Source organism: Streptosporangium sp. CA-135522 (genome assembly GCF_050949235.1).
GTDB lineage: Bacteria > Actinomycetota > Actinomycetes > Streptosporangiales > Streptosporangiaceae > Streptosporangium.
The window spans coordinates 413,404-439,677 of record NZ_CP192026.1 but is presented as its reverse complement, the minus strand read 5'-3'; the positions used below and the strand labels follow the sequence as shown (position 1 = coordinate 439,677).

Annotated in this window: 22 protein-coding genes and 1 pseudogene; 12 read left to right on the top strand and 11 right to left on the bottom strand. The window is 69.7% G+C overall.

The genetic code is table 11. The annotated features are described in order from the left end of the window. The first annotated feature begins 75 nt into the window (after positions 1-75). From fbaA to ACQPYK_RS02120, 5 genes are all read left to right on the top strand, one after another. Positions 76-1,098, top strand: a complete 1,023-nt coding sequence (gene fbaA, locus ACQPYK_RS02140) for a class II fructose-bisphosphate aldolase (RefSeq protein WP_433249303.1) — start codon at positions 76-78, stop codon at positions 1,096-1,098. Between the two features lie 261 nt (positions 1,099-1,359). Then, entirely contained in the window at positions 1,360-1,779 is a 420-nt protein-coding gene (locus tag ACQPYK_RS02135; RefSeq protein ID WP_433249300.1) for a DUF3151 domain-containing protein, read from the top strand. Between the two features lie 127 nt (positions 1,780-1,906). After that, positions 1,907-3,190 (top strand): adenylosuccinate synthase, encoded by a 1,284-nt coding sequence (locus ACQPYK_RS02130; RefSeq protein ID WP_433249297.1) that lies wholly within the window; start codon positions 1,907-1,909, stop codon positions 3,188-3,190. An 87-nt stretch (positions 3,191-3,277) separates the two neighbouring features. After that, complete coding sequence (locus ACQPYK_RS02125) at positions 3,278-4,204, top strand: glycerophosphodiester phosphodiesterase family protein (protein ID WP_433249294.1); 927 nt, start codon at positions 3,278-3,280, stop codon at positions 4,202-4,204. Positions 4,205-4,258: 54 nt separating this feature from the next. After that, a protein-coding gene (locus ACQPYK_RS02120) for an IS5 family transposase (protein WP_433258676.1) occupies positions 4,259-5,126 on the top strand; the annotation gives its coding sequence in 2 pieces (ribosomal slippage) (positions 4,259-4,947 and positions 4,946-5,126; 870 coding nt in all). Between the two features lie 50 nt (positions 5,127-5,176). Here ACQPYK_RS02120 and ACQPYK_RS02115 read toward each other — a convergent pair. Both ACQPYK_RS02115 and corA read right to left on the bottom strand, forming a co-directional pair. Beyond that, positions 5,177-6,919 (bottom strand): leucine-rich repeat domain-containing protein, encoded by a 1,743-nt coding sequence (locus ACQPYK_RS02115; RefSeq protein WP_433249291.1) that lies wholly within the window; start codon positions 6,917-6,919, stop codon positions 5,177-5,179. 203 nt (positions 6,920-7,122) lie between these two features. Beyond that, entirely contained in the window at positions 7,123-8,241 is a 1,119-nt protein-coding gene (corA, locus tag ACQPYK_RS02110) for a magnesium/cobalt transporter CorA (protein WP_433249288.1), read from the bottom strand. Positions 8,242-8,801: 560 nt separating this feature from the next. On the opposite strand from corA, the gene purD reads away from it, so the two are divergent. The 5 genes from purD (at position 8,802) to ACQPYK_RS02085 (ending at position 15,347) form a co-directional block, all read left to right on the top strand. Further along, positions 8,802-10,034 carry a phosphoribosylamine--glycine ligase gene (gene purD / locus ACQPYK_RS02105; RefSeq protein WP_433249285.1) on the top strand — a complete coding sequence of 411 codons (1,233 nt, stop codon included), beginning with the start codon at positions 8,802-8,804 and terminating at the stop codon, positions 10,032-10,034. A gap of 69 nt (positions 10,035-10,103) precedes the next feature. Next, on the top strand, positions 10,104-11,141 hold the full coding sequence (locus tag ACQPYK_RS02100) for a hypothetical protein (protein ID WP_433249282.1): 1,038 nt from the start codon (positions 10,104-10,106) through the stop codon (positions 11,139-11,141). A 339-nt stretch (positions 11,142-11,480) separates the two neighbouring features. After that, positions 11,481-12,749 (top strand): UDP-N-acetylglucosamine 1-carboxyvinyltransferase, encoded by a 1,269-nt coding sequence (gene murA, locus ACQPYK_RS02095; RefSeq protein ID WP_433249279.1) that lies wholly within the window; start codon positions 11,481-11,483, stop codon positions 12,747-12,749. Between the two features lie 225 nt (positions 12,750-12,974). After that, a complete protein-coding gene (locus tag ACQPYK_RS02090) occupies positions 12,975-14,264 on the top strand; it encodes a GTP cyclohydrolase IIa (RefSeq protein WP_433258675.1) in 1,290 nt (429 codons plus the stop codon). A gap of 144 nt (positions 14,265-14,408) precedes the next feature. After that, positions 14,409-15,347 (top strand): EamA family transporter, encoded by a 939-nt coding sequence (locus ACQPYK_RS02085; RefSeq protein ID WP_433249276.1) that lies wholly within the window; start codon positions 14,409-14,411, stop codon positions 15,345-15,347. 25 nt (positions 15,348-15,372) lie between these two features. On the opposite strand, the pseudogene ACQPYK_RS02080 reads toward ACQPYK_RS02085, so the two are convergent. The 3 genes and pseudogenes from ACQPYK_RS02080 to ACQPYK_RS02070 all read right to left on the bottom strand — a co-directional run. Next, positions 15,373-15,486 (bottom strand): annotated as a pseudogene (locus ACQPYK_RS02080) (IS982 family transposase); the annotation flags it as partial. Between the two features lie 70 nt (positions 15,487-15,556). Then, the gene (locus ACQPYK_RS02075; protein WP_433249273.1) at positions 15,557-15,904 is read right to left on the bottom strand and encodes a DoxX family protein; all 348 of its coding nucleotides are present in this window, start codon (positions 15,902-15,904) and stop codon (positions 15,557-15,559) included. 464 nt (positions 15,905-16,368) lie between these two features. Then, positions 16,369-16,641: a hypothetical protein gene (locus tag ACQPYK_RS02070; protein ID WP_433249270.1), complete on the bottom strand. Its 273-nt coding sequence runs from the start codon at positions 16,639-16,641 to the stop codon at positions 16,369-16,371. 380 nt (positions 16,642-17,021) lie between these two features. Between ACQPYK_RS02070 and ACQPYK_RS02065 the strand changes: the two genes are divergently transcribed. Next, positions 17,022-17,495, top strand: a complete 474-nt coding sequence (locus ACQPYK_RS02065; protein WP_433249267.1) for a PP2C family protein-serine/threonine phosphatase — start codon at positions 17,022-17,024, stop codon at positions 17,493-17,495. Between the two features lie 138 nt (positions 17,496-17,633). On the opposite strand, the gene hisC is transcribed toward ACQPYK_RS02065, so the two are convergent. Next, complete coding sequence (hisC, locus tag ACQPYK_RS02060; protein WP_433249264.1) at positions 17,634-18,695, bottom strand: histidinol-phosphate transaminase; 1,062 nt, start codon at positions 18,693-18,695, stop codon at positions 17,634-17,636. 62 nt (positions 18,696-18,757) lie between these two features. Between hisC and ACQPYK_RS02055 the strand changes: the two genes are divergently transcribed. Beyond that, positions 18,758-19,420: a Uma2 family endonuclease gene (locus tag ACQPYK_RS02055; RefSeq protein WP_433249261.1), complete on the top strand. Its 663-nt coding sequence runs from the start codon at positions 18,758-18,760 to the stop codon at positions 19,418-19,420. Between the two features lie 7 nt (positions 19,421-19,427). Here ACQPYK_RS02055 and ACQPYK_RS02050 read toward each other — a convergent pair whose 3' ends face one another. From ACQPYK_RS02050 to ACQPYK_RS02030, 5 genes are all read right to left on the bottom strand, one after another. After that, on the bottom strand, positions 19,428-20,093 hold the full coding sequence (locus ACQPYK_RS02050; RefSeq protein WP_433249258.1) for an NUDIX hydrolase: 666 nt from the start codon (positions 20,091-20,093) through the stop codon (positions 19,428-19,430). A 19-nt stretch (positions 20,094-20,112) separates the two neighbouring features. Beyond that, positions 20,113-21,960 (bottom strand): DUF4434 domain-containing protein, encoded by a 1,848-nt coding sequence (locus tag ACQPYK_RS02045; protein ID WP_433249255.1) that lies wholly within the window; start codon positions 21,958-21,960, stop codon positions 20,113-20,115. 60 nt (positions 21,961-22,020) lie between these two features. Next, complete coding sequence (locus ACQPYK_RS02040) at positions 22,021-23,109, bottom strand: glycosyltransferase (RefSeq protein ID WP_433249252.1); 1,089 nt, start codon at positions 23,107-23,109, stop codon at positions 22,021-22,023. Between the two features lie 19 nt (positions 23,110-23,128). Then, a complete protein-coding gene (locus tag ACQPYK_RS02035; protein WP_433249249.1) occupies positions 23,129-24,391 on the bottom strand; it encodes a nucleotide sugar dehydrogenase in 1,263 nt (420 codons plus the stop codon). A 198-nt stretch (positions 24,392-24,589) separates the two neighbouring features. Then, positions 24,590-26,257, bottom strand: coding sequence for a glycosyltransferase family 4 protein (locus ACQPYK_RS02030; RefSeq protein WP_433249247.1), 1,668 nt, complete (start codon positions 26,255-26,257; stop codon positions 24,590-24,592). Between the last annotated feature and the right edge of the window lie 17 nt (positions 26,258-26,274).

Sequence of the window (26,274 nt, the reverse complement as noted above, 5' to 3'; positions counted from 1 at the left end):
AATACTGGCCAACGGGCTGTGCCTCCAGAAGTCCCGCGCCAGCTGTTCACAGCCGTCTCGAGGGAGATGACACCGATGCCTATCGCGACCCCAGAGGTCTACGCCGAGATGCTCGACCGGGCCAAGGCGAACGAGTTCGCCTATCCGGCGATCAATGTGACCTCGTCCCAGACCCTCAACGCCGCGCTCAGAGGCTTCGCCGAGGCGGAGAGCGACGGCATCATCCAGGTGTCGACCGGCGGGGCCGAGTTCCTGTCCGGCGCCACCGTCAAGGACATGGTGACCGGCGCGACGGCCCTGGCGGAGTACGCCCGCGTCGTGGCGGCGAAATACCCCGTGACGGTCGCCCTGCACACCGACCACTGCCCCAAGGACAAGCTGGACGGCTTCGTGCGCCCGCTGGTCGACATCTCCCTGGAGCGGGTGGCGCGCGGCCAGGACCCGCTGTTCCAGTCGCACATGTGGGACGGCTCCGCCGTACCGCTGGAGGAGAACCTGGAGATCGCCCAGGAGCTCCTGGAGAAGACCGCCCGCGCGAAGATCATCCTGGAGGTGGAGATCGGGGTGGTCGGCGGCGAGGAGGACGGCGTCGTCGGCGAGATGAACGAGAAGCTCTACACCACGGCCGAGGACGCCCTCGCCACCGCCGAGGCCCTCGGCCTGAGCGAGCGGGGCCGCTATCTGCTCGCCGCGACCTTCGGAAACGTGCACGGCGTCTACAAGCCGGGCCACGTCAAGCTCCGCCCGGGGGTGCTGAAGGAGATCCAGGACGCCGTGGGCGCCAAGTACGGCAAGGACAAGCCCTTCGACCTGGTCTTCCACGGCGGCTCCGGCTCGCTGCTGGAGGAGATCCACGAGGCCATCTCCTACGGCGTGGTCAAGATGAACATCGACACCGACACGCAGTACGCCTTCACCCGCCCGATCGCCGACCACATGTTCAAGAATTACGACGGCGTGCTCAAGGTGGACGGCGACGTCGGCAACAAGAAGGCCTACGACCCCCGCTCGTACGGCAAGGCCGCCGAGACCTCGATGGCGGCTCGCATCGTCGAGGCGTGCCGGCACCTGAAGTCCGCCGGCACCAAGCTCTCCTGAGTCCGTTGGCGCCAGGACCGGGCGGCACGCGACGGCTCAGGCCGGCCGCCCGGCTTGAACAGAACGAAACAGCTCAAGCCGGCCACCACCCGGCCCGAACAGAACGAAACAGCTCAGGCCAGCCACCACCCGGCCTGAACGGAACGAAACGGCTCAGGCAGGCCACCGCCCGGTCCACGCGGCGCGAAACATCGGCCTCCGGGACAAGTCTTCGGGGGCCGATCTTGGCCTGACCCCGGTCCAACGGGTAGGACTGTCGTTATGGAATCGCACGAGAACCTTCTCGCCGGCCCGCCGCCCACTCGGCTGCCGGACCTGCCCGAGGCCCGGGAGGCGCTGGAGTCCGGCGCGCAAGCGTCGGACGTCGCCGCGCGCTTCCCCTCCTTCCCCGCCGCCTGGGGCGCGCTCGCGGACGAATACTTCGCCGCCGGGCACGCCGTGACGTCGTACGCCTTCGCCCGCACCGGCTATCACCGTGGCCTCGACCAGCTGCGCCGGGCGGGCTGGAAGGGGCACGGCCCGATCCCCTGGGAGCATGAGCCCAACCGCGGTTTCCTGCGCTGTCTGCACGCGCTGGCTCGCGCCGCCCAGGCCATCGGCGAGAAGGACGAGGCCGAACGCTGCTTCCAGTTCCTGAAGGACTCCAGTTCAGAGGCCGCCAAGGAGCTGATCGGCCGCTGAGCCCCCGGGATCTCCCATCGGAGGGTGGGAGATCCCCCATATGTGACCCGGTCGGGTATTCTCTCCTCGCAAGAGCCCCTGTCGCGATTGCGTCAGGGGTTTTCGTTTTTGTGGTGGGAGATTAGCGATGCCGGCTGTCGTTCTCGTGGGCGCCCAGTGGGGCGATGAGGGCAAGGGTAAGGCGACCGACCTGCTCGGCGACAAGGTTGATTACGTCGTCAGATACCAGGGCGGAAACAACGCGGGTCACACGGTCGTCATCGGCGACCAGAAGTACGCGTTGCACCTACTGCCGACGGGAGTGCTCTCCCCGAACGTCATCCCGGTGATCGGCAACGGTGTCGTCATCGATCCGGGCGTGCTGCTGAGCGAGATCGACGGCCTCCAGGCTCGCGGGGTCTCCTCCGAGCGGCTGCTCATCTCGGCCAACGCGCACCTGATCATGCCTCACCACAAGGCACTCGACAAGGTCACCGAGCGCTATCTCGGCAAGGCCAGGATCGGCACCACCGGCCGGGGCATCGGCCCCGCCTACGGCGACAAGATCTACCGGATGGGCGTGCGGGTCCAGGACCTGCTCGACCCGGGCATCCTGCAGAAGAAGATCGAGGTCGCCCTCGGCGAGAAGAACCAGATCCTCACCAAGATCTACAACCGTCGGGCGATCGACGCCGACAAGGTGCTGGAGGAGTATCTCGGCTACGCCGAGCGCCTCAAGCCGCACATCGCCGACACCACGCTGATCCTGAACAAGGCCCTCGACGAGGACAAGGTCGTGCTGCTGGAGGGCGGCCAGGGCAACCTGCTCGACATCGACCACGGCACCTACCCGTTCGTCACCTCCTCCTCCCCGACGAGCGGCGGCGCCTGCGCCGGTTCCGGCATCCCGCCGACGCGGCTCACCCGGGTGATCGGCATCCTCAAGGCCTACACCACCCGCGTCGGCTCCGGCCCGTTCCCGACCGAGCTCGAGGACGAGATGGGCGAGTGGCTGCGCACCACCGGCGGCGAGTACGGCGTGACCACCGGCCGTAACCGCCGCTGCGGCTGGTTCGACGCGGTGATCGCCCGCTACGCCAGCCGGATCAACGGCGTCACCGACTTCTTCCTCACCAAGCTGGACGTGCTGTCCGGCCTGGAGACGATCCCGGTCTGCGTCGCCTACGAGGTGGACGGCGTCCGCTACGACGAGATCCCGATGACCCAGACCGACTTCCACCACGCCAAGCCGGTGTATGAGGAGTTCCCCGGCTGGCAGGAGGACATCTCCGGCGCCAAGTCCTTCGACGACCTGCCCGCCAACGCGCAGGCCTACGTCAGGGCCCTGGAGCAGATGAGCGGCGCCCGGATCTCCGCCATCGGCGTCGGGCCCGGCCGTACCCAGACGCTCCAGATCCACTCGATGATCTAGTTCTCCTGCGGGTAAGGTTCGCGCCTGGCGACCGCCAGGCGTGAGCCATATCGAGAGATCGGCGCACGAGGTCGGTAGGGTCCCTGTGTGCATGTCGAGATTCATGGTCACCGCGGAGCCCGGGGGCTCCGCCCGGAGAACACGCTGCCCGGGTTCGCTCACGCCCTCGAACTGGGCGTCGACGCGCTGGAGCTCGACGTCGCGATGACGGCCGACCGGCGGCTGGTGCTCACCCACGACCTCACGGTGTCGGCGGTGACCAGCGCCGACACCCGGCCGGCCCGCCACGGCGACCCGCTCTTCCCCTACGTGGGCAGGCCCATCGGCCGGCTCACCTGGGCGCAGCTGCGCACCCTCGACTGCGGCGTACGGCTGCCGCGCCATCCCGAGGACCGTTTCGTCCGGACCCAGGTGCCGGTGCCGGACACCCGGATGCCGACGCTCGGCGCCGTGCTGGGGCTGGTGGACGCCTACGGCGCCGACGGCGTGCGGCTGCACGTGGAGCTGAAGTCCGATCCGACGAGGCCGGAGCTCAGCGCCGACCCCCGCGAGTTCACCGAGGCGGTGGTGGCCGAGCTCGACCGGCACCACCGGCTCGACGGGGCGGCGATCCTCAGCTTCGACTGGCGGATCCTGGAGATCGCACGCTCCCTGGCGCCCGTCACCCGGCGATACGCCCTGATCGAGCGCGCCACCATGGACGCCGTCTGGCTCAACGGCCTGCGGCTCGACGACTTCGACGGCGACGTCCCGGCCGCCGCCGTGGCGGCCGGGGGCACCACCGTGTCTCCCGAGCACGTGCTGGTGGACGCGGAGTTCGCGCGCCGCGCGGAGAAGGTCGAGCTGCCGGTGGTCCCCTGGACCGTCAACGAGCCCGGCCGGGCCGCCGAACTGCTCGATCTCGGAGTGGCCGGGCTGGTCACCGACTATCCCGACCGGATGCGTGCCCTGTGGGCCGAGCGGGGCATGCCCCTGCCCGCGCCCGTCACCCCCATGCGCCGTCCGGGCGCCTAGGGCGTGTCTTAGAACCCTGTCGCGTTGATCGCGCTGCACCGGGATGATCTCGGCGTGGCGCGTGGGGACTTAAGTGATGCGCAGTGGGCGGTGCTGGAGCCGTTGTTACCGGTGGCGGCAACGGGCCGACCGGCGTTGTTCCAGCGCAGGCTGATCGACGGGGTTCGGCATCGCGTGCGGACCGGTGTGCCCTGGCGTGACCTGCCCGAGGAGTACGGTCCATGGCAGACGGTGTACTCACTGTTCCGGCGCTGGCAGCGCGAGGGCGTGTGGGCCATGCTGCTCATCAAGCTGCAGACCAGGGCCGATGCTGCCGGGCGGATTATCTGGGACGTGTCGGTGGACTCCACGATCAGCCGGGCCCATCAGCACGCCGCCGGCGCCCGCCGCGACGGCGCAGCCCAGAAGGAGCCGCCGGGCGGGGTGGACATCGAACCGGCCGACCACGCCCTGGGTCGCTCCCGCGGCGGCCTGACCAGCAAGATTCATCTGGCCTGTGAACACGGACAGCGCCTGTTGTCCCTGGTCGTCACCGCTGGGCAGCGCGGCGACAGTCCACAGTTCGTGCCCGTGTTGGAGGCGATTCGGGTGCCCCGCCTGGGTGCTGGCCGTCCCCGCTTCCGCCCGGATCGGGTGCGGGCCGACAAGGCGTACTGCTCGAAGGCCAACCGCGTCTACCTGCGACGTCGGGGCATCCGGGCCACGATCCCGGAGCGCCGCGACCAGATTGCCGGGCGGAAACCGCAGCAGCGCCGGCGGTCGACCGCCGGTATTCGACCGGGAGGACTACAAGCTGCGGCACGCCGTGGAGTGCGGGATCAACCGGCTCAAGCGGTACCGGGCCGTGGCCACCCGATACGACAAGCTCGCCGTCCGCTACTTGGCCACCGTACAGATCGCGGCGATTGGTGAGTGGCTGTGATCCCCGGCGACCGGCTCCGCTGTCATGCCGGCCACGCCGACCTCGAACGCCTACTCGAAGTCGATCTGGGCGGTCGGGTGTGCGGCGGTGATCCGGTCGCGGACCGCCCCTGGGAACAGGTTGCCGTACAAGTTGGCCACCGCCAGATCGGGGAGCGTGTCGAAATCCGCCGGCAGGTCGCTGAGCTGATTGAACCTCAGGTCGACGATCCGCAGCCGACGAAACGTCCCGATCCCGGCGAAGTGCTCGGGCTTGAGCTTGAGGCGCTTGGTGTTCCGCTGCCACCGGCTGATCCGGAGCTCCTCCAGTCCGGGCAGCTCCATGGCGAACAGCTCCCGCAGGAAATCGTGCGACGGCAGGGGCGTGCTAGCGCGGCGGCTGTGTCCGCCGAAGCCGAGGACCCGCAGCGCGGGCAGGCGGCCGAGGTCGGGCAGCGGGTCGCGCAGCAGACCGAGGCTGTCGCCGAGGTCGAGCTCTTCGAGGCGGGTCAACCGCAGCAGGCTGTCGGGGACGGTGTCGAAGTAGTTGCCGCTCAGGTCGAGCCGGCGCAGGTTCGGGAAGGTGGTGACGGCCTCGGGGAAGGTCCGCAGGAAGTAGTGGCTCCCGCCGGTTATGGACACCTCCTCGACGGCGGCCAGCCCGTGTGCGGAGTCGGGGAACACGACGTCGGTCCCGTCGGCGACCAGCTTGCGCAGCGCGACCAGGTCGCCGAAGGCGTCCGGCAGGACGAACCGCGTCACCTCCGGCAGGTTCCACTCCGACCCCGACTCCGTGTCGACGGAGACGGACAGGTAGGAGATGTCGAGTTCCTCCAGGGCGGTGAGCCGGCCGATGGCGGCCGGCAGGGTGAACCCGACCGTGTCCAGGTCCGTGTCCCGGTTGCTGGCGACGCACAGCACCCGGAGCGCGGCCAGGTCGCCGATCGATTCCGGCAGGGCGGTCAGCTCGCAGTTGCGCACCGACAGGTGCTCCAGCCGGGTGAGCGTCCCGAGCGCCTCGGGCAGCTCGCCGATCGGGTTGCCATCCAGGATCAGGGTACGAAGCCACGGCATCTGGAGCACCTCGGCGGGAAACTCCTTGAGGTTGCGGTCGGTCAGGTCGAGGTGCTCCACCCGGTCGGCCCGGGACCGGGACACGTCGGCTTCGACCGACTCGGCCGCCGTCCGGGCTCCGGGCCGCAGGACCGGCAGCCCGGCCCGCAGCCGGTCCAGGAACGCATCGACGTCCAGACAGCGGTCCTCCGCGTCGACGACCTCGGGCACGAACGCCTCGACGATGCCCGGCTTGGCGTAGTCGGCGTCCTTGGCGTCGCCGAAGTTGTCCACCCAGCGCCCGCCGACGGCGTGCACGTCCATGGCGTGTTCGAAGTCGATCACCCAAGGGGTCTCGACGGTCCCGGTCCGTAGCCAGCCGTGGTTGTAATAGCCGTAGACGAGGTGCGTGAAGGCGCCGTCGTGGATGTAGATCTCGCAGTCGCCGGCCTCCAGGGTCTCGGCCTCGGTGCGACCGCCGACGTAGAGTCCGGGCTGGTCCTCATAGAGCGCGATCGGGCCGTTGACCGTCAGATTGCCGGTGATCACGATCAGCTCGACATCGTCCTCGTCGTCCCCGCTTCGCAGGGCATTGACGGTGTCCAGGAAGTCCCCGTCGACCGCGAGATCGCCGTCGAAGAACAGCACGCTGTCATAGTCGGACGACTCTCCTTCACTCTCGAACGCGGCGGACAACGCGCCGCTCAGACGGGCGTCGGCGTCGGCATAGGACAGGGATGCGGGGGTGGCGGATATCGACATGGCGACGAGCATAGGTCCGCGCTGTGACAGCCCTACGGGAAAGTCCAGCGCCGTCGTGAGGCTGCTGGCCGCCCCGCCGTCGATACCGGTGGCAGAAGTTCAACACAGCCCACTGTTCATCGGTGAGATCCCCACGCGCCACACCGAGATCATCCCGGCGTGGCGCGATCAACGCGACAGCGCTCTAAAACACGCCCTAGGGGTCACATCCAGCCGTTGCGGCGGAAGCCCCGGTAGAGCAGCGTGCAGGCGATCACCATCACGCCGATCACGATCGGGTAGCCGAAGACGGACTTGATCTCGGGCATGTGCTCGAAGTTCATGCCGTAGATCCCGGCGATCATCGTGGGAACGGCCATTATGGCGACCCACGCGGAGATCTTCCGCATGTCCTCGTTGGCGAGCGCGTTGGAGCGGGCGAGCGCCGCTTGCAGGATCGAGTTGCACAGTTCGTTGGACGATTCGACCTGCTCGCAGACCCGGGCCAGGTGGTCGACGACGTCGCGGAAGTATTCGCGCATCTCCGAGGGGATCATCCGGCGCTGGGCCAGCGTCGACAGCGGCGACTGAAGCGGGGTGACCGACCGCTTCATCTCGATCATCTCGCGCTTGAGGTTGTAGATCCGGCCGATGTCGCGAGCGCTGACGTCGGCGAAGACCATGGCCTCCACGTCTTCCAGCTCGACCTGCATGAGGTCGGCCACGTTGAGGTATCGGTCCACGACGTGGTCGGCGATCGCGTGCAGCACGCCGGTCGGGCCACGGTTGAGGAGCTTGGGCTTGTCCTCCAGGCGCTCGCGCACCTCCGACAGCGGGCAGTGCTTGCCGTGCCGTACGGTCACCACGAAGTCGGGCCCGACGAACACCATGATCTCGCCGGTGCCGATGATCTCGCTGGTGGCGGTCAGCATGTCGTGGTCGAGATAGGCGACGGTCTTGAGGACCACGAACAGCGAGTCGTCGTAGCGCTCGACCTTGGGGCGCTGATGAGCCTTGACGGCGTCCTCGACGGCGAGCGGGTGCAGGGCGAAGACCTCCGCCAGCCACTCGACCTCGGGGGCGTCGGGTTCATGCAGGCCGACCCAGACGAAGGCGTTGCCCTTCTCCTCGGCCGCGTTGTGCGCGCGGACGAGCTCCAGGGCGTCCGGGATGCCCAGTGCGTCGATCTTCTTGCCGCCGATGTAGGCGGCGTACTCGACGAGCGAGTCGCTCGGCGGGACGCAGACGCCGTTCACCCGGTCACGGACCGGGACGGCGGGAGCGTGCGGAGCACGAACGGCCCGTGCGTGCTTGATGCGGGGAAAAAGGAGCGAGGAACGCATGGCAAGCCTTTCCCGCCCGACCTGGCATCATCCGCGCGCGACGCGATGTCACCTCAGTTCGAACGGGAATGCGCGCGAAGGCCGGCCGGACACTGATCCGGAGTGGTCGAGAGTGCGCACCGAGAGAGTGTGCGCGTGTACGTACTGCTGGGATCACCAGAGGACATTTCCCAACCACCTCCAATCAGCAAGAGACAGGCAAAGCCGCCCAAACCTAGCACAAAACCGGGGACGCTCTCCAAGCCTACTCCCGGCCCCGACAAGCGATCATCCATAATCTGCCGAAATTCGTGCGGGGTTTCACGGCATCGTTCACCGCATCGGCGCGACCCGCGCGGGACGAGGGTCGTTGCGCCTTCGCCGCCCACCGCCCGACGCCCACCGCTCGGCCGCCCACCGCCCGCCATCGCGTCCCGATCGTGCGGGTCGGTCGCGCGGGTCGGTCGTGCGGGTCAGTCGCGCGTCCCGATCGTGCGGGTCGGTCGTGCGGGTCGCGAGCGCGGATCGTTGTCCACAACCTGTGGACGAGCGGCGAGTCCGGGGCCGATAGGCTCTCGCACGTGCGCGTTCTTGTGATTGGATCCGGCGGGCGTGAGCATGCCCTGTGCCGGTCGCTGACGGCAGACCCTCAGGTCACCGAGGTCCACTGTGCTCCCGGCAACGCCGGCATCGCCCAGGTCGCGACCCTGCATCCGGTGATCCCGACCGACCCCGCGGCGGTCACCGGGCTGGCCACCGAGCTCGGCGCCGACCTGGTCGTCGTCGGCCCCGAGGCGCCACTGGTCGCCGGGGTCGCGGACGCGGTCAGGGAGGCGGGCATCCCGTGCTTCGGGCCCTCCCGCGAGGCCGCCCGGATCGAGGGCTCCAAGGCCTTCGCCAAGGACGTCATGGTCGCGGCGGGCGTGCCGACCGCACGGTCGCGCACGTGCGTCACCCCCGAGGAGGCCGCCGCCGCACTGGACGAGTTCGGCACGCCGTACGTGGTCAAGGACGACGGCCTGGCGGCCGGCAAGGGCGTGGTGGTCACCGGTGACCGGGACGAGGCCCTCAGGCACGCCGCGGCGTGCGAGCGGGTCGTCATCGAGGAGTTCCTCGACGGCCCCGAGGTGTCGCTGTTCGCCCTGTGCGACGGGTCCACGGCGGTGCCGCTGCAGCCCGCCCAGGACCACAAGCGCGCCTACGACGGGGACGAGGGCCCCAACACCGGCGGCATGGGCGCCTACACACCGCTGCCCTGGGCCCCCGGCGACCTCTCCGACCGGGTGATGGCCGAGACCGTCATCCCGACCGTGACCGAGCTGGCCAGGCGCGGCACGCCGTACACCGGGGTGCTCTTCGTGGGGCTGGCCCTCACGGCGAAGGGGCCGAAGGTCATCGAGTTCAACGCCCGGTTCGGCGACCCGGAGACCCAGGTCGTGCTGGACCGGTTGGAGACGCCGCTCGCGGGACTGCTGCTGGCCTGCGCCAACGGGACGCTGGGCGAGTTCGGGCCGCTGTCCTACCGCGACGGCGCCGCGGTGACCGTGGTGGTCGCGGCCGAGAACTACCCGGCCGACCCCGTCAAGGGCGACGTCATCGAAGGGCTCTCCGACACCGTCGAGAACGCCTACGTGCTGCACGCCGGCACCGCCTTCGACGGTGACCGGATCGTCTCCAGCGGCGGGCGGGTGCTCAGCGTGGTCGGCACCGGCCCCGACGTGGCCGCGGCACGCGCGGTGGCCTACGAGGCGGTCGGCCGCATCCGGATGCGCGGCTCGCACCACCGCACCGACATCGCAGGACGTAGCGCTTGATCGGCATGCCGCGATAAGCCGGGGGAAGTCTCTGTCCGTCCCCGGCCGCCCCGCCCCCACGGAGGCACGATGTCGCTCGACCAGTCAGCGTCCCCGGAACGGATCGGCGACACCGGCGTGCTGCGTTGGCCGGGCACCTGGCGGGTCTACGTGGCCACGCGCAGCGAGGAGATCCGCGCCGACGCCGAGCGCGCCCTGACCATGCGCGACGAGGCGGGCCAGCTGGTGTCGGTGGGCGAGGGCATCGGCACGCATCTGGCCCGCGCGGAGTCCTACGCGCGCGGCAGGCACGGCCTGCGGCGCTGGCTGACCGGCCAGGCCATCGAGGGGGCCTGGTCCAACGTCAACAGCGCGACCGTGATGCTGTACGGCGTGCTGCCGACGGCGGAGCTGTGCGGCCGGGCCCCCGAGGTGGTGGCGATCGGCCGGGCCTACCTGCCCGGCGACGATCCCCGGCTGGTCCACCTGCAGGCCAGGCTCGCCGTCGGAGATCTGGGCGAGGACGACAGGCCGCTGATGCAGTCGGTGCTACGGGCCGCCTACACCGCGCAGGCGATGGAGACCGGGCGGGTCCGCAGCTTCCGCAACCTGCTGCTCGGCGGAGTGGCCATGCTGAGCCTGATCGTGCTGGGCGTGGTGGCCATCGGTGCGATCTGGCCGGACGTCATCCCGATGTGCGGCAACCGGGCGGTGATCCAGTCACAGGGGCTGATGCCCGCCCAGATCTGCCCGACCGGTGCCCGTAAGCCCAGCCACGGCGACGTCCCCCTCGTCGCCCTGATCGGGATGCTGGGCGCGGCGCTGGCGACGGCCGCCTCGCTGTCCACCCGCTCGGAGCTGTCCACGCGCTACTCGCTGGCGGTGGTCCAGAACCTGCTCAAGGCCCCGGCCGGGGTGGCCACCTCGGTGCTGGGCCTGCTGATCCTCAACTCCGGCTTCGTCCCGGGCTTCGCGGGGCTCGGCTCCCAGCCGGCCATCCTGGTCTGGGCCATGGCGTTCGGGTACGGCCAGCAGGTCGTCACCCGCTTCGTCGACCAGCGGGCCGACAACCTCCTGTCGGCCGCCTCCCCGCTCACCCCGGCGATCAGGGGAACGCGGGCCGCGTGACCGGCCGGCCATCTCTGCCCGAGGCCGTCCCTTCTCCGAGGACGGGCCGTCCCGCCGGGCCGCCGTTTCCCACCGCCCCGCTTCCCCGGTCCTCGTCTCCGTCCTCTTCGCACCGGCCTCTCGCACCGGCCCCTTCCCGCCGGGCCGCCGGGCGGATGCGCGACCATAAGGGGCGGATTCGTGAGCGGCCGAGTGATCAGTGGCCGGTGGGGTAGTCACCGCCCGAAGTGGCCGGGCCACGGGCGTCCAGCGGCTACTGTTGGCCGATAACCCCCGGCTGGCGCCGCTCGTTCGCGAATCACCCCATCCCCGATCTTCCCTCTCCAAGGAGCATGACGCATGGTCCGTTACCGCGTGCGCGGTGGCAACCCACTTCGTGGAACCGCCTTCATCCAGGGTGCCAAGAACGCCGTGCTGCCCATGATCGGTGCGGCGCTCCTGGCGGCCAAGGGCCGTACGGTGCTGCGCAACGTTCCGATCATCGAGGACGTGCGCCGCGCGGTCGAGCTGGCCGAGGCCATCGGTGCCAAGGTCGAGCTCCACGAGGCCGAGCGCACGCTGGTGATCGACGCCTCCTCGCTGAGCAGCCCGGTGCTGCCCGCGGAGATCGCCCGCCGCTTCCGCGGCTCGGTGCTGTTCGTACCCGCGCTGCTGCACCGCCTCGGTGAAGCGATCATCGAGGGCGTGGGCGGCTGCAACCTGGGCAGCCGCAACCTCGACTTCCACTACCTGGGCTACAAGCGCCTGGGCGCGATCGTGGACGAGGGCGACTCCGTCATCCACGTCAAGACGGCCGGTTTCACCGGCGCCACGCTGTACCTGGACACCCCCTCGCACACCGGCACCGAGAACCTGATCATGGCGGCCGCCCTGGGACGCGGCACCACCGTGATCGAGAACGCGGCGCTGGAGCCCGAGGTCCTCGACGTGATCGAGATGCTGACCCGGATGGGCGCGAGGATCAGCGGCGGCGGCACCGGGTTCATCACCGTGGAGGGCGTGGAGGAGCTCCAGGCCGTCGAGCACACCGTGATGCCCGACCGCCTCGACGCGGGCGTGTTCGCCATGGCCGCGGCCATCACCGGCGGCGAGGTCAACCTGGTCGGCGCCGACCTGGACCACCTCGGCGTGGTCCGCTACAAGCTGGAGCAGATGGGGGTGGAGTTCGCCGACCACGGCGCGGTGCTCCACGTGCGCCGGGACCGCCCGCTGCGCCCGATCAACGTGATCACCGACACCTATCCCGGCTTCGCCACCGACCTGCAGTCGCCGATCATGACGGTCGCCTGCCTCGCCGACGGTGCCAGCTACATCCACGAGCGCATCTTCGACGGCCGATTCGCACTGGCCTCCGAGTTGAACAAGATGGGCGCCGACATCGAGGTCAAAGAAAACAGCGCCGTCGTCCGCGGCGCGACACCGTTGACCGGTACCAAGGTGACCGCACATGACCTCCGTTCCGGAATCGCCCTGGTTCTTGCCGGTCTCGCCGCCGAAGGTGAGACCCTGATCGAATCGGGTTATCTCATCGACCGCGGCCACTCATATCTGGCCGAGCGCATGCAGGCCCTCGGCGCAGATGTGCGCCGAGAGATTTCATCCTCATAATCAGCGGGTTTCAGTCTCTCAAAAACCGCTCTGACCTGTGTAAACAGTTGAAGTTAGGGGTTTAGCCGGGGGGTTCCTCCCGGAATTGACGGCAAATCGGGCGTGACATTACGGCCCCCGCAAGCGATCGTTCCAAAAGAGAGCCGAAAACAAACGGACAGCAGGATGGGACGAACATTGGTCGAGCGGGCCGAAGAAACTCCACGAGTGTCACGCCCGGGTGCCATGACACCGGACCTCACTATCGGTGTGGTGGGCCCCCATGACCTCGTCGAGCGAGTGATGTTAATGGGACATGCGGCGGCTCCCCTGCCGTGCCGCCTGGTAGCCGCTGCCTACCGGGACGAGCAGGAAGCCGCCGACAAGGTCACCCGTCTGGGGGCGGGTGTGGACGCCTGCCTGTTCGCCAGCCCGGTCCCCTATGACCTGGCACGGCGCTCCGGGGTGCTGACGATGCCTGCGACGTACGTCCAGCTCGGCGGCGCCGCCCTGATCGCCGCGCTGGCCAGGGCGGCGCTGGACGAGCGGATCGATCCGCGCAGGGTCAGCGTCGACGTGCTGAGCCGGACCGACGTCGAGGAGGCCTACACCGATCTGAGCCTGCCTGTCGGGGACGTGCACAGCCGCGACGAGCCGGGCGCCACCGGCACGATCGCGGCCTTCCACGAGCGTCTGGCCCGCCAGGGCAACACCAGCGGAGCGCTGACCTGTCTGCCCGCCGTGGCCGACCGCCTGCAGTCGGCCGGGATCCCGGTGGTCAGGATCCGGCCGACCTCCGCGGCGGTCCGTACGGCGCTGCACACCGCCGCCCTACTCGGTGCGCACCACCGGCTGGAGGAGTCACAGCTCACCGTCGTCCTGGTGGAGGTGCCGACGCTTCGCGAGCCGGTCCGCCGGGCCGCGCCGCGTTACTGGCGCGACGAGCTCCGGCTGTCCCTGCACCGGCTGCTGGTGCAGGAGGCGAACCGGATCAACGCGTCGGTGACCTCCATCGACGACCACAGTTACATGGTCACCGCGACCCGCGGTTCGGTGGCCACCGCCACCGAGGGCTTCCGGGTGCTGCCGTTCGCGGCGCGGGTGCGTGACGAGCTCGGCCTGGCGGTGGAGGTGGGAGTCGGCATGGGCCGCACCGCTCATGACGCCGAGTCCCACGCGCGGGCGGCGCTGGCGCGCACGCAGGCCGGCAAGCAGGCCCAGGGCTTCGCGGTGGACCGCGAGGGCCGGGCATTGGTCCCCGCGCCCAGGATGCCTCCGCAGGGCGGCGGGTCGCTGAAGCCGAAGGGCGTGGAGGTGCTGGCTCGGCTGGCGGCCAAGCTGGAGGGCGGAGACACGGTGGTGGACGCGGAGGGCGCGGGCAAGATGCTCGGCGTCACCCCGCGCACGGCACGGCGGCTGCTGCGCACGTTGGTCGACGAGGGACTCGCGTGGCCGCTTCCGCCGAACCGCACCCCGCAGCCGGGCCGTCCCCGCCAGCTCTACCGCCTGATCGTGGAGAAGCTCGGCAGCCGCTGAGAACCGCCCGGCCACTTCCGTGATCGGGGAGCTCCCGCCTCGCTCCACGCGGCGGGAGCTCCCCGATCACGGCCGCCGGCGGCGCGTCTCACGTGGTGAACCCCGCGGGCCTTTTGTCGGTCGCGGGAGATATCGTCATGACCTATGGGTCAAAACACTGCTGACAGCCGCAAATCGCTGCTCATCTGGGGAGCGCTGGCGATCGTCTACGTAGTGTGGGGGTCCACCTACCTGGCGATCAGGATCGTCATCGAGACGATCCCGCCGCTGTTCAGCGGAGCCATGCGCTTCACCACGGCCGCACTGATCCTGGGCGCCGCGGTGTTCCTGCTCCGGGGACGGCAGGCCTTCCGGATGGGATGGCGGGAGCTGGGCGGCGCGGCCCTGGTCGGACTGCTGCTGCTGAACGCCGGCAACGGCCTCGTCGCGGTGGCCGAACAGCACATCTCCAGCGGGCTGGCGGCGCTGCTGGTCGCCTCGGTCCCGCTCTGGCTGGTGATCCTGAGGATCGTCGCCAGGGACCGGCCCCAGCTGTTGACGCTGGCCGGGGTGCTCATCGGGTTCGGTGGAGTGGCGGTGCTGTCGTTGACCGGCGGAGGCAGCGCGTCGGACGGCACCGGGATCACGATCATCCTGCTGGCGTCCATGTCGTGGTCGGTCGGCTCGTTCCTGTCCGCCCGGATCCCGATGCCCGCCGACCCCTTCGCCGCGAGCGCGATCGAGATGGCCGCGGGCGGGATCGGAATGGTACTGACCGGCACGGTCATGGGTGAGCATCTCGACCTCGGAGCCATCTCCGGACGGTCCTGGGCCGGGCTGGCCTACCTGATCGTGATGGGCTCCCTGGTCGCCTTCACCGCCTACGTGTGGCTGCTGGGCAACGCCCCGATCTCCCTCGTCTCCACCTACGCCTACGTCAACCCGGTGGTGGCGGTCGCCCTCGGCGCGCTCGTCCTGAGCGAGCCGGTCACCTCCTCGATGCTCGCGGCGGGCCTGGTGATCGTCATCGGCGTGGCCCTGGTGGTCTCCACCGAGCGCCGCAAGAAGGCGACGGAGGAGGAGAAGGAACTCGCCCCCGCCTAGGACGAGTGAGTCCGATCATCTCCGGTCAGTGGTCATAGGCGATCAATGACCGGGTGATCGGGGCGCTGGTTGCGTTGTTGTGCCAGATCGCGGCGGCCATCGCCAGCACACGCTGAGCGACCCGGATGGCGGCTCCTTCGGCGGACCAAGTCATTGGCTGACCGGCTCGGCGCGATACGACAGCCGTGGGACTGTGATCCGTGCTGCTGTCAGGCGATGTATCCCAGCACCAAGGCGGCGATCACCGGGCCCATGTACAGCAGGGGGAAGACGACGGTCGAGTACGAGCGCGCCCGGAGCACGGTGACGACGGCTCCGGCGAAGTACAGCACCAGGCCGATCCCGGCCAGGACGCCGACGACCGGCACGAACAGGCCGACCAGCAGGCCTGCGGACCCCGCGGCCTTGGCCGCGCCGAGCCAGGTCCACCACGAGCGGGGGACGCCGTAGTCCATCAGCGGCTTCACGACCCACTCGGCGCGGCGAAGGAGGGAGAAGGCCGAGAAACCCACCCAGAGGGCGCCCAGGACGGTGACGATGGCGGCGGTGGTGGACATGAAGACACTCCCTAACTGGTGCTCTCTTGTGACACCAATCCTGCGAGCCCCGGTTGATAACTCCGCAATGCGTTCACGATGCGCGGCTTCCCGACCGACCTGTGACCCAGCGGTGGACCATCTCGCTCGAAAGACTTCGGACTTACTCGTCCATGTGTATTGATCCGCCCCGCCCTTCGGTCCTGACCTCACCGGTCCAGGCGAGCAGGCCGTAGCCGTACAGGAACAGCGTGAAGATCACGGAGTTGAGCGCGAGGCTCCTACCGGTGGGTGGTTGGACGGTGGGCGGTGCCCTCGCCACCCCTGACAAGGGCACCGCCGTGGCGATCGCGCACCTGTCTGGTTGGGAGAGGGCGTGTGGTCGCGCCTGGCCCCGCGAACGGTCCCGGACGGCTCGCACCACCGCTCGCGGGAGGGGACGGCGCGACGGCGCGGCACGGGGGCGTCCGTACCGTCGCGCCAGCTCATGGCCAGGTTCGCCGGTAGGTGTGTGCCAGCTCGACCTGGTCGGCCAACGCGGAGCCGAGCGTCTCGGGCGAAAGCTGGGTGATCATGTACTTGACGCCCGCCGTCTGTTCCCGCTGGGTCAGCGGGGCCCGTCGGATGGCCGTCCAGCGGTTGAGGAGCGCGTCATGGGTGATGTGCCAGCCGGGGTAGGTCTGGTGCAGTACGGCGAGCCGGCGGTGCTCTCGTCGGATGAGCGTCCCTTCGAGGACGCCGGGGTCGGGGTCGGTCATCGCGCGCTCCCGGTGGGGCGGGACGGGTAGCGGCGGGGGTCAGGCCCGCCCGGTGCCGTCCGGACATGCGGGGCTGCCCGATCACGCGACCACCCGCCCGGCGATCTCTTCCTGCCGGGCGATCTTGGTCCGCACCTCGTCAAAGGTGTCGGCGTCCAGGTCGGGTTTGGCTCCGGCCTCCACCGCGTCGTGGGGGAACGGCTCGCGGCGGAAGGCCCAGAAACGGCCCCGGTCGCTGATGATCAGCCGCCAGCCGGAATGCAGTCCGAGATGGCCGGTTTGGGTGGTGTGGATCTACCATCTCCCATGGATCGGACCTCCAGAATCCGGTTGAGGACCTGTCCCGACGGTCGCAACGTCGGGCAGGTCCGCCTTCTACGGTGGGAAAGAAAGATCTGGAGCGTGCCGTACGACACGGGCGGGTGGCGCGTCGGTGGAGCGGCTCCCGCCTCACCGGAACTGCGGATGTTCGCGCGGATACGGCCGTGTGCGGGACGTCGGATGTCAGCGGGGTATCAAAGATCGCCCAGATCACCGAAGACCACACCTACGGGAACCTGGTGGCCGACGCCAGCGGTGTGCCGAATCTTCCCGAACGCATCTCCCGTTTCCTCGACGGTCGGGCTGACGGCCGTTCCCCTGACCTCACCTCTCGTGAACTCCACTCCGGTGACCGGTTTCTACTGTGCTCGGACGGACTCAGCTCAGCCGTTTCCGATGAACTCATTCAAGACGCTCTGCGTTCGTCGAAGGATCCAGAAGAAGCAGCCGATCACCTCATCAGGTTGGCCATCGACCATGGCGGCCCCGGCAACATCACGGTGATCGTCATCGACGTACGTAGCGTTCGCTGACGGCTCTTGACCGGGGCCGAATGGCGCAAGTCCAGCTTCAGCGGTGGCAACGATGTGGGACATCGTCTGATCGATCCGCGAGGCCCGGCCTCCGCCTGCCGGTGGCGGGCGGGGCCGGGAAGGCCCGCAAAAGCGGCCTCAGGCGCCCTTGAAGGCCGCGGCGGCGGCGAGGAAGGTGTCGTTGGCCTCGGGGGCGCCGATGGAGATCCGGGCGCCCTCTCCGGCGAAGGGACGCACCGCGACGCCCTCGACCGCGCAGGCCTCGGCGAACTCCGTCGTGCGCTCGCCCAGCCGGAGCCAGACGAAGTTGGCCTCGGTGACGGGCACCTCCCAGCCCTGGGAGACCAGGGTCTCGCGGACCCGGGTGCGCTCCTTGACCACGGTGTCCACCCGCTCCAGCAGCTCGTCCTCGGCGGCCAGCGACGCGACGGCGGCGGCCTGGGCCAGGTGGTTGACCGCGAAGGGCACGATCGTCTTACGGACGGCGGTCGCCACCGGCTCGTTCGCGATGAGGTAGCCGACCCGGAGCCCGGCCAGGCCGTACGCCTTGGAGAAGGTCCGCAGCACGGCCACGTTGGGCCGGTCGCGGTAGACGGTGAGCCCGTCGGTGACGTCGGCGTCCCGGACGTACTCCCGGTAGGCCTCGTCGAGGACGACGAGCACATTCTCCGGGACCCGGTTGAGGAAGGCCTCAAGCTCGGCCGCGTGGACGACCGTGCCGGTGGGGTTGTTCGGGTTGCAGACGAAGATCATGCGGGTCTGCGGGGTGATCGCCTCGGCCATGGCGTCCAGATGGTGCGTCTCGTCCAGAAGCGGGACCCGGACCGAGGTCGCCCCCGCCAGGTCGGCCAGCAGCGGGTAGGCCTCGAACGACCGCCAGGCGTAGATCACCTCGGCGCCCGGCTCGCTCACGGTCTCGAAGAGCTGCTGGGCCACCGTCACCGAACCCGCGCCGAGCGCGATGTGCTCGGGCGGCACGCCGTACCGTTCGGCGAGGGCGTTGGTCAGGCCTGTCGCCGCGGGGTCGGGGTACCGGTGGATCTCGGTCGCGGCCTTCGAGATCGCCTCGACCACCGAGGGCAGCGGCTCGTAGGGGGATTCGTTCGAGGACAGCTTGTAGGACCGGCCGTCGGCTGACACCACGGCCTTGCCCGCCTTGTAGGGGGGCATTGTGTCCAGAATCGCGCGGAAACGAGGCATGGCCTTACTTTATGAGGAGCGGGCGGATGGGGCATCATCCTGGAAGACTGGAGGTGAGAGGCGTGCCCGACCGGAAGGACGACATGAGCATCGCACCGCTGACCGAGACCGAGCAGCCCGGCGCGGAGACGACCGGGAGGGAGCCGTCCGAGCCGGAGGCCGTTCCCGCCTGGATCATCCCGTCATCGGAAGGTTTCACCGCCGACGACCTCGACCGGCTGCGGGGGATCCCCCCGCACACCGAGCTGATCGATGGCACTCTCGTCTTCGTGAGCCCCCAGACCCGCTTCCACTCACTCACCATGTCCCTCCTGGAGAACAGGCTGCGCGGCGCCGCTCCGAAGGAGCTGCGGGTGCGCAGGGAGATGACCGTGACCCTCGGCAGGCGTCAGCGCCCCGAGCCCGACCTCGTCGTGGTCCGCGCCGACGGCGACCTGGGGCCGAGGCAGACCACCTACCAACCGGCCGACGTCGTCCTGGCCGTCGAGGTGGTCTCCGCCGAGTCCGAGATCCGCGACCGGGAGCGCAAGCCCGAGCTCTACGCGGCGGCGGGCATCCCCCACTTCTGGCGGATCGAGGAGAAGGACGGCCGCCCGACGGTCTACGTCTACGAGCTGGACCCGGCCACCAAGGCCTACGTTCCCAGCGGGATCCACCACGACCGGCTGAAGCTCACCCTCCCCTTCGACCTCGACATCGACCTGGCGGAGATCGACGACCTTTGAGCCCCGTCTACTCCTTGAGCGAGCGGAGCATCGGGGGGTGCAGCAGCACGGCCGGGCCCCGGCGGTAGAGCTTGGCGGGGCGGCCGCCGTCACGGGTGGTGGTCCGGCCGGTGGGCACCAGGAATCCCTCGGCCTTGGTGACCTTGCGGTGGAAGTTGCGCGGGTCCAGGGGGCGGCCCCAGACGATCTCGTAGACCCGGCGCAGGTCGGCGACGGTGAACTCCGGGGGGCAGAAGGCCGCGCCCAGCGGGGTGTATTCGAGCTTGCCCCGGGCGCGTTCGATCCCGTCGACCATGATGCGCCGGTGGTCGAAGGCCATCTCCCGCAGCGAGGAGACCGGCTGCCAGCTCATGTGGGCCTCGGTCGAGGCCGGCAGGTCGGGGGCGAGGCCGAGGTAGGCGACGCTCAGCACGCGCTGGCGCGGGTCGCGGTCGGGGTAGCCGTAGGTCTGGAGCTGTTCCAGGTGAACCGGGGCGCCGGGCAGGCCGGCCCGTTCGGCGAGGATCCGGGCCGCGGCGGCGGGCAGGTCTTCGTCGAGCTGGATGAAGCCGCCTGACAGGGCCCAGCGTCCCTCGTAGGGGGGTTTGTTCCGCCGCCAGACGAGCGCGCTCAGCGCCTGGCAGCGCACCGTGAGGACGACCAGATCCACGCTGACGGGAATGCGCGGAACCATGCCAGGCACGTTACACCGGTCAGGCGTTTATGCGGACGTGCAGCGGTTCGGCGGCGGCCCGCCCGTCCGGGGCGGCGACCTCGATCCTCACCCACGCGTCTGCGGGCACCTGTGTCCAGTCGAACGGGATCCACGCCGTCCCCATCCCGACGGGCAGGTCGGGCGGCGGTTCCGTCAGGTCCACCCCGGCCACCTCGACGATCCGGGGAGAGTCCTGGCCGTCCCAGGTGAGCGTCACCTTCGAGCCCATCGGGATGTCGTATCCCCGGATCTCCACGCCGTCCTGGATGTCACGTTCCTTACGGACGGCGTCCACCGGGATCGGCCGGTCGTGGTCACGCGCGATCTCCTCGGCCAGGGACGGCGAGCCGCAGGTGAAGAAGTCGCTCCACATGTAGGAGACGACCTTGGAGACGTATCGGCCGACCTGGGTCACGGCCGTGTCGAGCCGCTTTTTGTCGGTGCGTCCCCGGGTGCCCGTCCTGGTCTCGCAGAACTCCCCCTGGGACGGCTCGAACGCCTCCACGTTGGCCCACAGCTGCACGTTGTAGCCCCGCTCGACCATCCTGGCCCGCGCCGCGGCCATCTCCCGGTAGTAGTCGCGGGTCGAGCCGTGATAGGCGGTGTCGTTGGTCGCCTCCCCCACGACCGGGCGCAGCCGATCGTCCACCTGGTCGTCACGCTCGTCCGGCCAGAACAGCCCGACCTTGCCGGTGCCCCGGCTGTCCTGCGGCGCGATGATGCCGACCCCGGTCCTGGCCAGGGCCTCGAAGCCCGCCGCCACCTGCTTGGGGGTGGCGCTGATCGGCAGCCGCTTGCGCGCGTCGAGGTAGGGGCTGACGAGGATCGGCTTGCCCGGCATCTCCTGCTCGACGATCTCGTGCTGGGAGGCGTAGACCCTCAGGGTCGGGTGGTCGAGCTTGGCCGTCTCCGGGTCGTCCGATCCCGTGTAGCGCATCTCCCGCATCTGGAGCTCGAAAGGCTGGTAGAAGCCGCCGAGCGAGGCCCGGTTCTGGAACCGGGCCCCGTAGTCCTGCAGGACGCGTCGGGTGAGCGTGATGAGGGTGTTCGTGCCCTGCCTGGCGGCCCTGGTCTTCTGCGCCGGGTCACGCGGGGCCAGCGGTAGGGCGGGGAAGACCTTGACACCGAACTGGTCGCCGAGGTCCAGCAGTTCGGTGAGACTGTCCTTCTCCGCGGCGGCGATCAGGATCACGTGGTAGCCGCGACCCTTGTTCCTGATGTTGGCGCAGCTCGGGTCGTCGGTGCCGTCCTCGGTGGCGACGAGCCGGTAGAAGGCGGTCGTGCCGACCGTGATCTTCCGCTCGAACTCGGGGCAGCGGAACAGGCCGGGGCCGAACGCCTCATCGGTCCGGTAGACGAACGTCCAGCTGACCCGGTTGCCCGGGTTCGCCGCCTTGAGGTCCTTCTCCGCCGCCGCCACGCACGACAGCCCGTCCTCCTCGCACGGCTCGTAGCGGGGGTCGACCGACTCGCCCTGGTTGTCCAGGATCCGGCCGTCACCGTCGATCTTGCGGGCCTGCAGGCCCCAGCCGATCCGGATCACGGTGTCGCCGCCCACCTCGTGGATGGCCCGGAACTGCCGCCGCCAGGTGCAGTGGTCGGTGGTGGGGATGAGCCAGTAGCCCGTCACCGCATAGGGCGCGGACATGTCGGTGTCGAACGTTCCACAGGGGTCGGTGAACGCGCTGGCCTCAGGAGTCAACGCCGCCGAGGAGGTGGTGGAGGGCGACGGGGCCGCCGTTGGCCGGTCGCCCGCCGGGGTTTCCTCGCCCTTGGGCAGGACGAGCACGATCGCCGCCACCACCGCGAGGATCGCCACGCCAAGGAAAGCGGTGAGCCAGCGCACGTTCAGGACACTACCGTTCTTGTGATCAGGCGGACATAAGCAGCATCGCCATACAAGAAATCAGCTCTTGACGCCTGCCCACGCCTCCAGCTGGGACACGAAGCGGCGGGCCGAGTTGGGCCAGTGATGGTTCGCACGGGCCGCCGCATACCCCCGGGAGCCCTGGGCATGCCGCTCCCGGACGTCGTCCCGCAGGAAGAGCACGGCCTGCGCCACGGCCTTGGGATCCTCCCAGGGCACGACCATGCCGCTGTTGTAGCGCTCGACCAGCTCCACCGCGCGCGGCGAAGGAGTGGTGATCACCGGAATCCCGTGGGCCATGTACTCCACGATCTTCGTGGGCATGGAGTGCCGGTAGTTGGGCTCGTCGTGCAGCAGCGAGAGCCCGGCCAGCGCGCCGTCGAGCCGCTTGAGCGCCTCGTCGTTCGGCATGAAGTCGCGCCACTCCAGCACGCCCTCGGCCACCGCCTCGTTCAGTATCGGGCGTGACTGCGGGTCGGCGTAGCCGATCAGCTCCACCACCACCCGGTCCGGCTGGAGCAGCCGGGCCACCTCGATGGCGTCGCGCACCCCGCGCGCCTCCGACAGCCAGCCGAGGTAGACGACGCGGTCGTCTCCCGGCGGGGTCACGTCGTCGGGGACCCAGGTCTCGTTCGGGACCACCAGATGGGTCCGGCGGAAGCGGCCGGCGTAGGCGGTCTCGGCGAGGAGCAGGTGCAGGCGGCGTTCGGCCGCGCCTTCGAGCATGCGGGCCAGGAACCGCACCGGCGGGCGCAGGAACGCGGGCAGCCAGGGCTTCAGCGACAGGGTCGCCGGAGTGTCCTCGTGCACGTCCCAGACCACCGGGGGCCGGTTGCGCACGCCCACGACCGCGAGCAGCAGCTCGGGGTCGTGGACGACCACCAGGTCGACCTGGTCGCGCATGCGCTTGAACACCTTGCGGGCGGCGCGCACGGCCGACAGCCGTTTGCGTTCGGCCGCCCGGGGGAGGTCGACGCCGTTCACCCACGACCGGGCCATGACGCCCCGCGCGGTGTACGGCGCGGCATACGTGACCTCATGACCGGCATCGACGAGCGCGCGGATCTGCCGGTGCAGGATCCGGGCGTCCTCGGGGTGATGCACCACCGTCATGACGAGCACGTGCACTGCGCGCAGCCCTTCGTCGCTAGAGCCGCTCGACGCGTTCACCCTCGGCGAGCACGCCTCGGGTGTCGAGCACGAGCCTGCCGTGGTCCTCGACGATCGACAGGTCGAAGGCGGCGTGCTGCTGCAGCAGCAACGTCACGTCCGCTTCGGCGACCGCCCTGGCGAGGTCCTCCTCACGCGGCACCGAAGTGCCGTCCACCTGCCATTGCTTGACGTAGGGATCGGCGAAGACCAGCTCCGCGCCGAGCTCCAGCAGCGCCCGCGCGACCGGCAGGGCCGGTGTCTCGCGCTCGTCGGCGATGTCGGGCTTGTAGGTGACGCCGAGCAGTAGCACCTTGGCGCCGTTGACGGCCTTCTTGTGCCGGTTGAGCAGTCGCTGGACGCGGGCCACCACGTAGGACGGCATCCGCTCGTTGATCTCCTGCGCCAGCTCCACGAACCGGAACGGGTAGCCCAGCTTGCGCACCGTGTAGGACAGGTAGGACGGGTCCACCGGGATGCAGTGGCCGCCGACGCCCGGACCGGGCAGGAACTTCTGGAAGCCGAACGGCTTGGTGGCCGCCGCCTCGATGGCCTCCCAGAGGTCGACCCCGAGCTCGTCGCAGAAGATCGCCATCTCGTTGACGAGGGCGATGTTGACGTGCCGGTAGGTGTTCTCCAGGAGCTTGGCCATCTCGGCCTCGCGGGTGCCGCTGACCGGCACGACCTGCTCGACGAACTGGGAGTAGAACCCGACCGCCCGGTCCTTGCAGGCGGCCGTGTAGCCGCCGACGACCTTGGGGGTGTTACGCATGCCGTACTTGGAGTTGCCCGGGTCGATGCGCTCGGGCGAGAAGGCGAGGTGGAAGTCGGTGCCCGCGACGAGGCCGGAGGCCTCCAGGATCGGGCGGGCGACTTCGTCGGTGGTGCCCGGCCAGGTCGTGGACTCCAGGACCACGAGCGTGCCGGCGGACAGGTTGCGCGCGACGGTGCCGGTGGCACCCTCCACCGCGGACAGGTCGGGACGGTGGTCCTCGTCCAGCGGGGTCGGCACGCAGATGACGATGGTGCGGCTGGCGGCCAGCACGGACTCGTCGAGAGTGGCGCTGAAGCCGCTCGCCAGCATGTGCTCGAGGTCGGCGTCGGTCAGGTCGTCGATGTAGGAGCGCCCCGCGTTGAGGGCCTCCACCTTGCGGGGGTCGACCTCGAAGCCGACGACCCGCAGCCCTGCCGCCGCGGCCTCCTTGGCCAGTGGCATGCCGACATACCCAAGACCGATCACGGCCAGGTCATAGGCGCTCACGCGACCTCCTTCCTCGGCCGCGTTCGCGACGGCGCTGTGCCCGCTGGACGGCTGGCTACGCTCGCTCACGGGGTGACCCTGGAAAGCCGGAAACAACACTTCATGGTGGCAAAGGCTATCTCAACTCCGCGCAAGCCACGCCTAATGCGATTGAACGCATCACAAACGGCTGGGTTCCCTATCACCGGCGCCGGACCATCAACCAGCAAGTGATCGGTAAATGTCACGATAAGTCTCCGCGATGCGGCTCCATGTGCGCTTCGCGGCCACCTCCGCCCGCCCGGCCTCGCCCATCGCGGCCCGTCGCTCCGGGTCGTCGCGCAGCCCGGCGAGCGCCTCGGCCAGGGCCTGCGGGTCACCGGCGGGCACCAGGAGCCCGGCGCCGTCGGAGCCGACGAGCTCCGACAGGGCGGGCAGGTCGCTCAGCACGACCGGCTTGCCGAGGGCCATCGCCTCGACGGGTTTCAGCGGCGTGACGAGTCGGCAGACCCGCAGGTCCTCGCGGGGGCAGACGAAGATGTCGATGGCCGACTGGGCCTGCAGCGCCTCGTCGGGTCCGACCCTGCCCGGCAGGATCGCGATGTCCGAGAGTCCCAGCTCCTCGACCTGCTCCAGCAGCGCCGGGCGCTCCGCGCCGTCGCCGACGAGCAGCAGCCTGACCGGCGCGCCCTGGTCCCGCAGGAGTGCGGCGGCGCTGATCATGGTCGCGAACCCCTCGTAGGCCACGATGCTCGACACCGAACCCATGACGATCTCACCGGGCTCGATGCCGTAGGCCGAGCGGAACGCCGCCCCGTCGTATTCGGCGGTCAGCAGCGAGTCGTCCACGGCGTTGGGCGCCAGGAAGATCTTCTCCCTCGGCACGCCCCGCTCGACGATCTCGGTGGCCATCGTCTCCGCGAGGGTGACCACGGCGTCGGCCGAGCGCATGATGAACGCCTCGCGGTCGCGCTGGAGCACGTGTCGCTGGCTGCCGACGCGCTTGGGGTCGCGGGAGGCCCAGGTCTCCTCCAGGAAGCCACGGACCTCGTAGACCATCGGCGTGCCGGTCCGCTCCCGCACCGCCAACGCCACCGAACCGTTGCGGTGGTCGGTCGCGGCGTGCAGGATCTGCGGCCGGAGGGTCCTGACCAGCTCGGTCACCTCGCCGGCGCCCCGGATCATGCGGCCGTGGCTCTCGAACGGCACCTCGCCGCTCGGCAGCAGCCGATGGTAGGGGATCGCGTCGATCTCCTCGTACGGAGTGGCGTCGACGTGGCCCTGCATCATCGGCCAGCCCCAGCTGGTCACGACGTGCGGGTCGAGCCCGGCCGCCTTCTGCGCGGTGACGATCCGGTGCGTGCGCACGGTGTATCCGGCCTGCGTGTACGGCAGGGCGTTGGTGACGCAGTGCAGCACCCGGCCCTCGACCCGCTCGCCCACGATCACCTTGGACTTGGGCGGGATCGGGTTCGGCTGGATGGACGCCAGCTCACCGGCGTAGTAGATGGCCCGGCGCTTGATGAAGGGGTATTTGATGTACGGCTGGAGCACCGCGACGGCCTCGGTCATCCGGCCGGCGTCGAAGTGCTCCTTGGCCCCGTTCCACGGGCCCTTGAGCACGCGCATACCGAGTCTGCGGACCATGAACCTGGCCTGGCGCGCGGCGGGCCAGGCGAACCGTCCCACGACGGGGCGGAGCTTCGGCGGAAGGGTCTCCGCGGCCGCCTGCGCCACACGCACGGGGTCGGACTTGACCTTGGTCACCACGACCCGGGAGACGATCACAGGGTGCTGGACGAACCCCTTGACGAGCCCGCGCAGACTGGCACGTGCCGACTTCGCGGAGATCTTGGGGGAGTCTGGTCTGCTGGCATCGGATACCACGCCGTGACCGTACCATA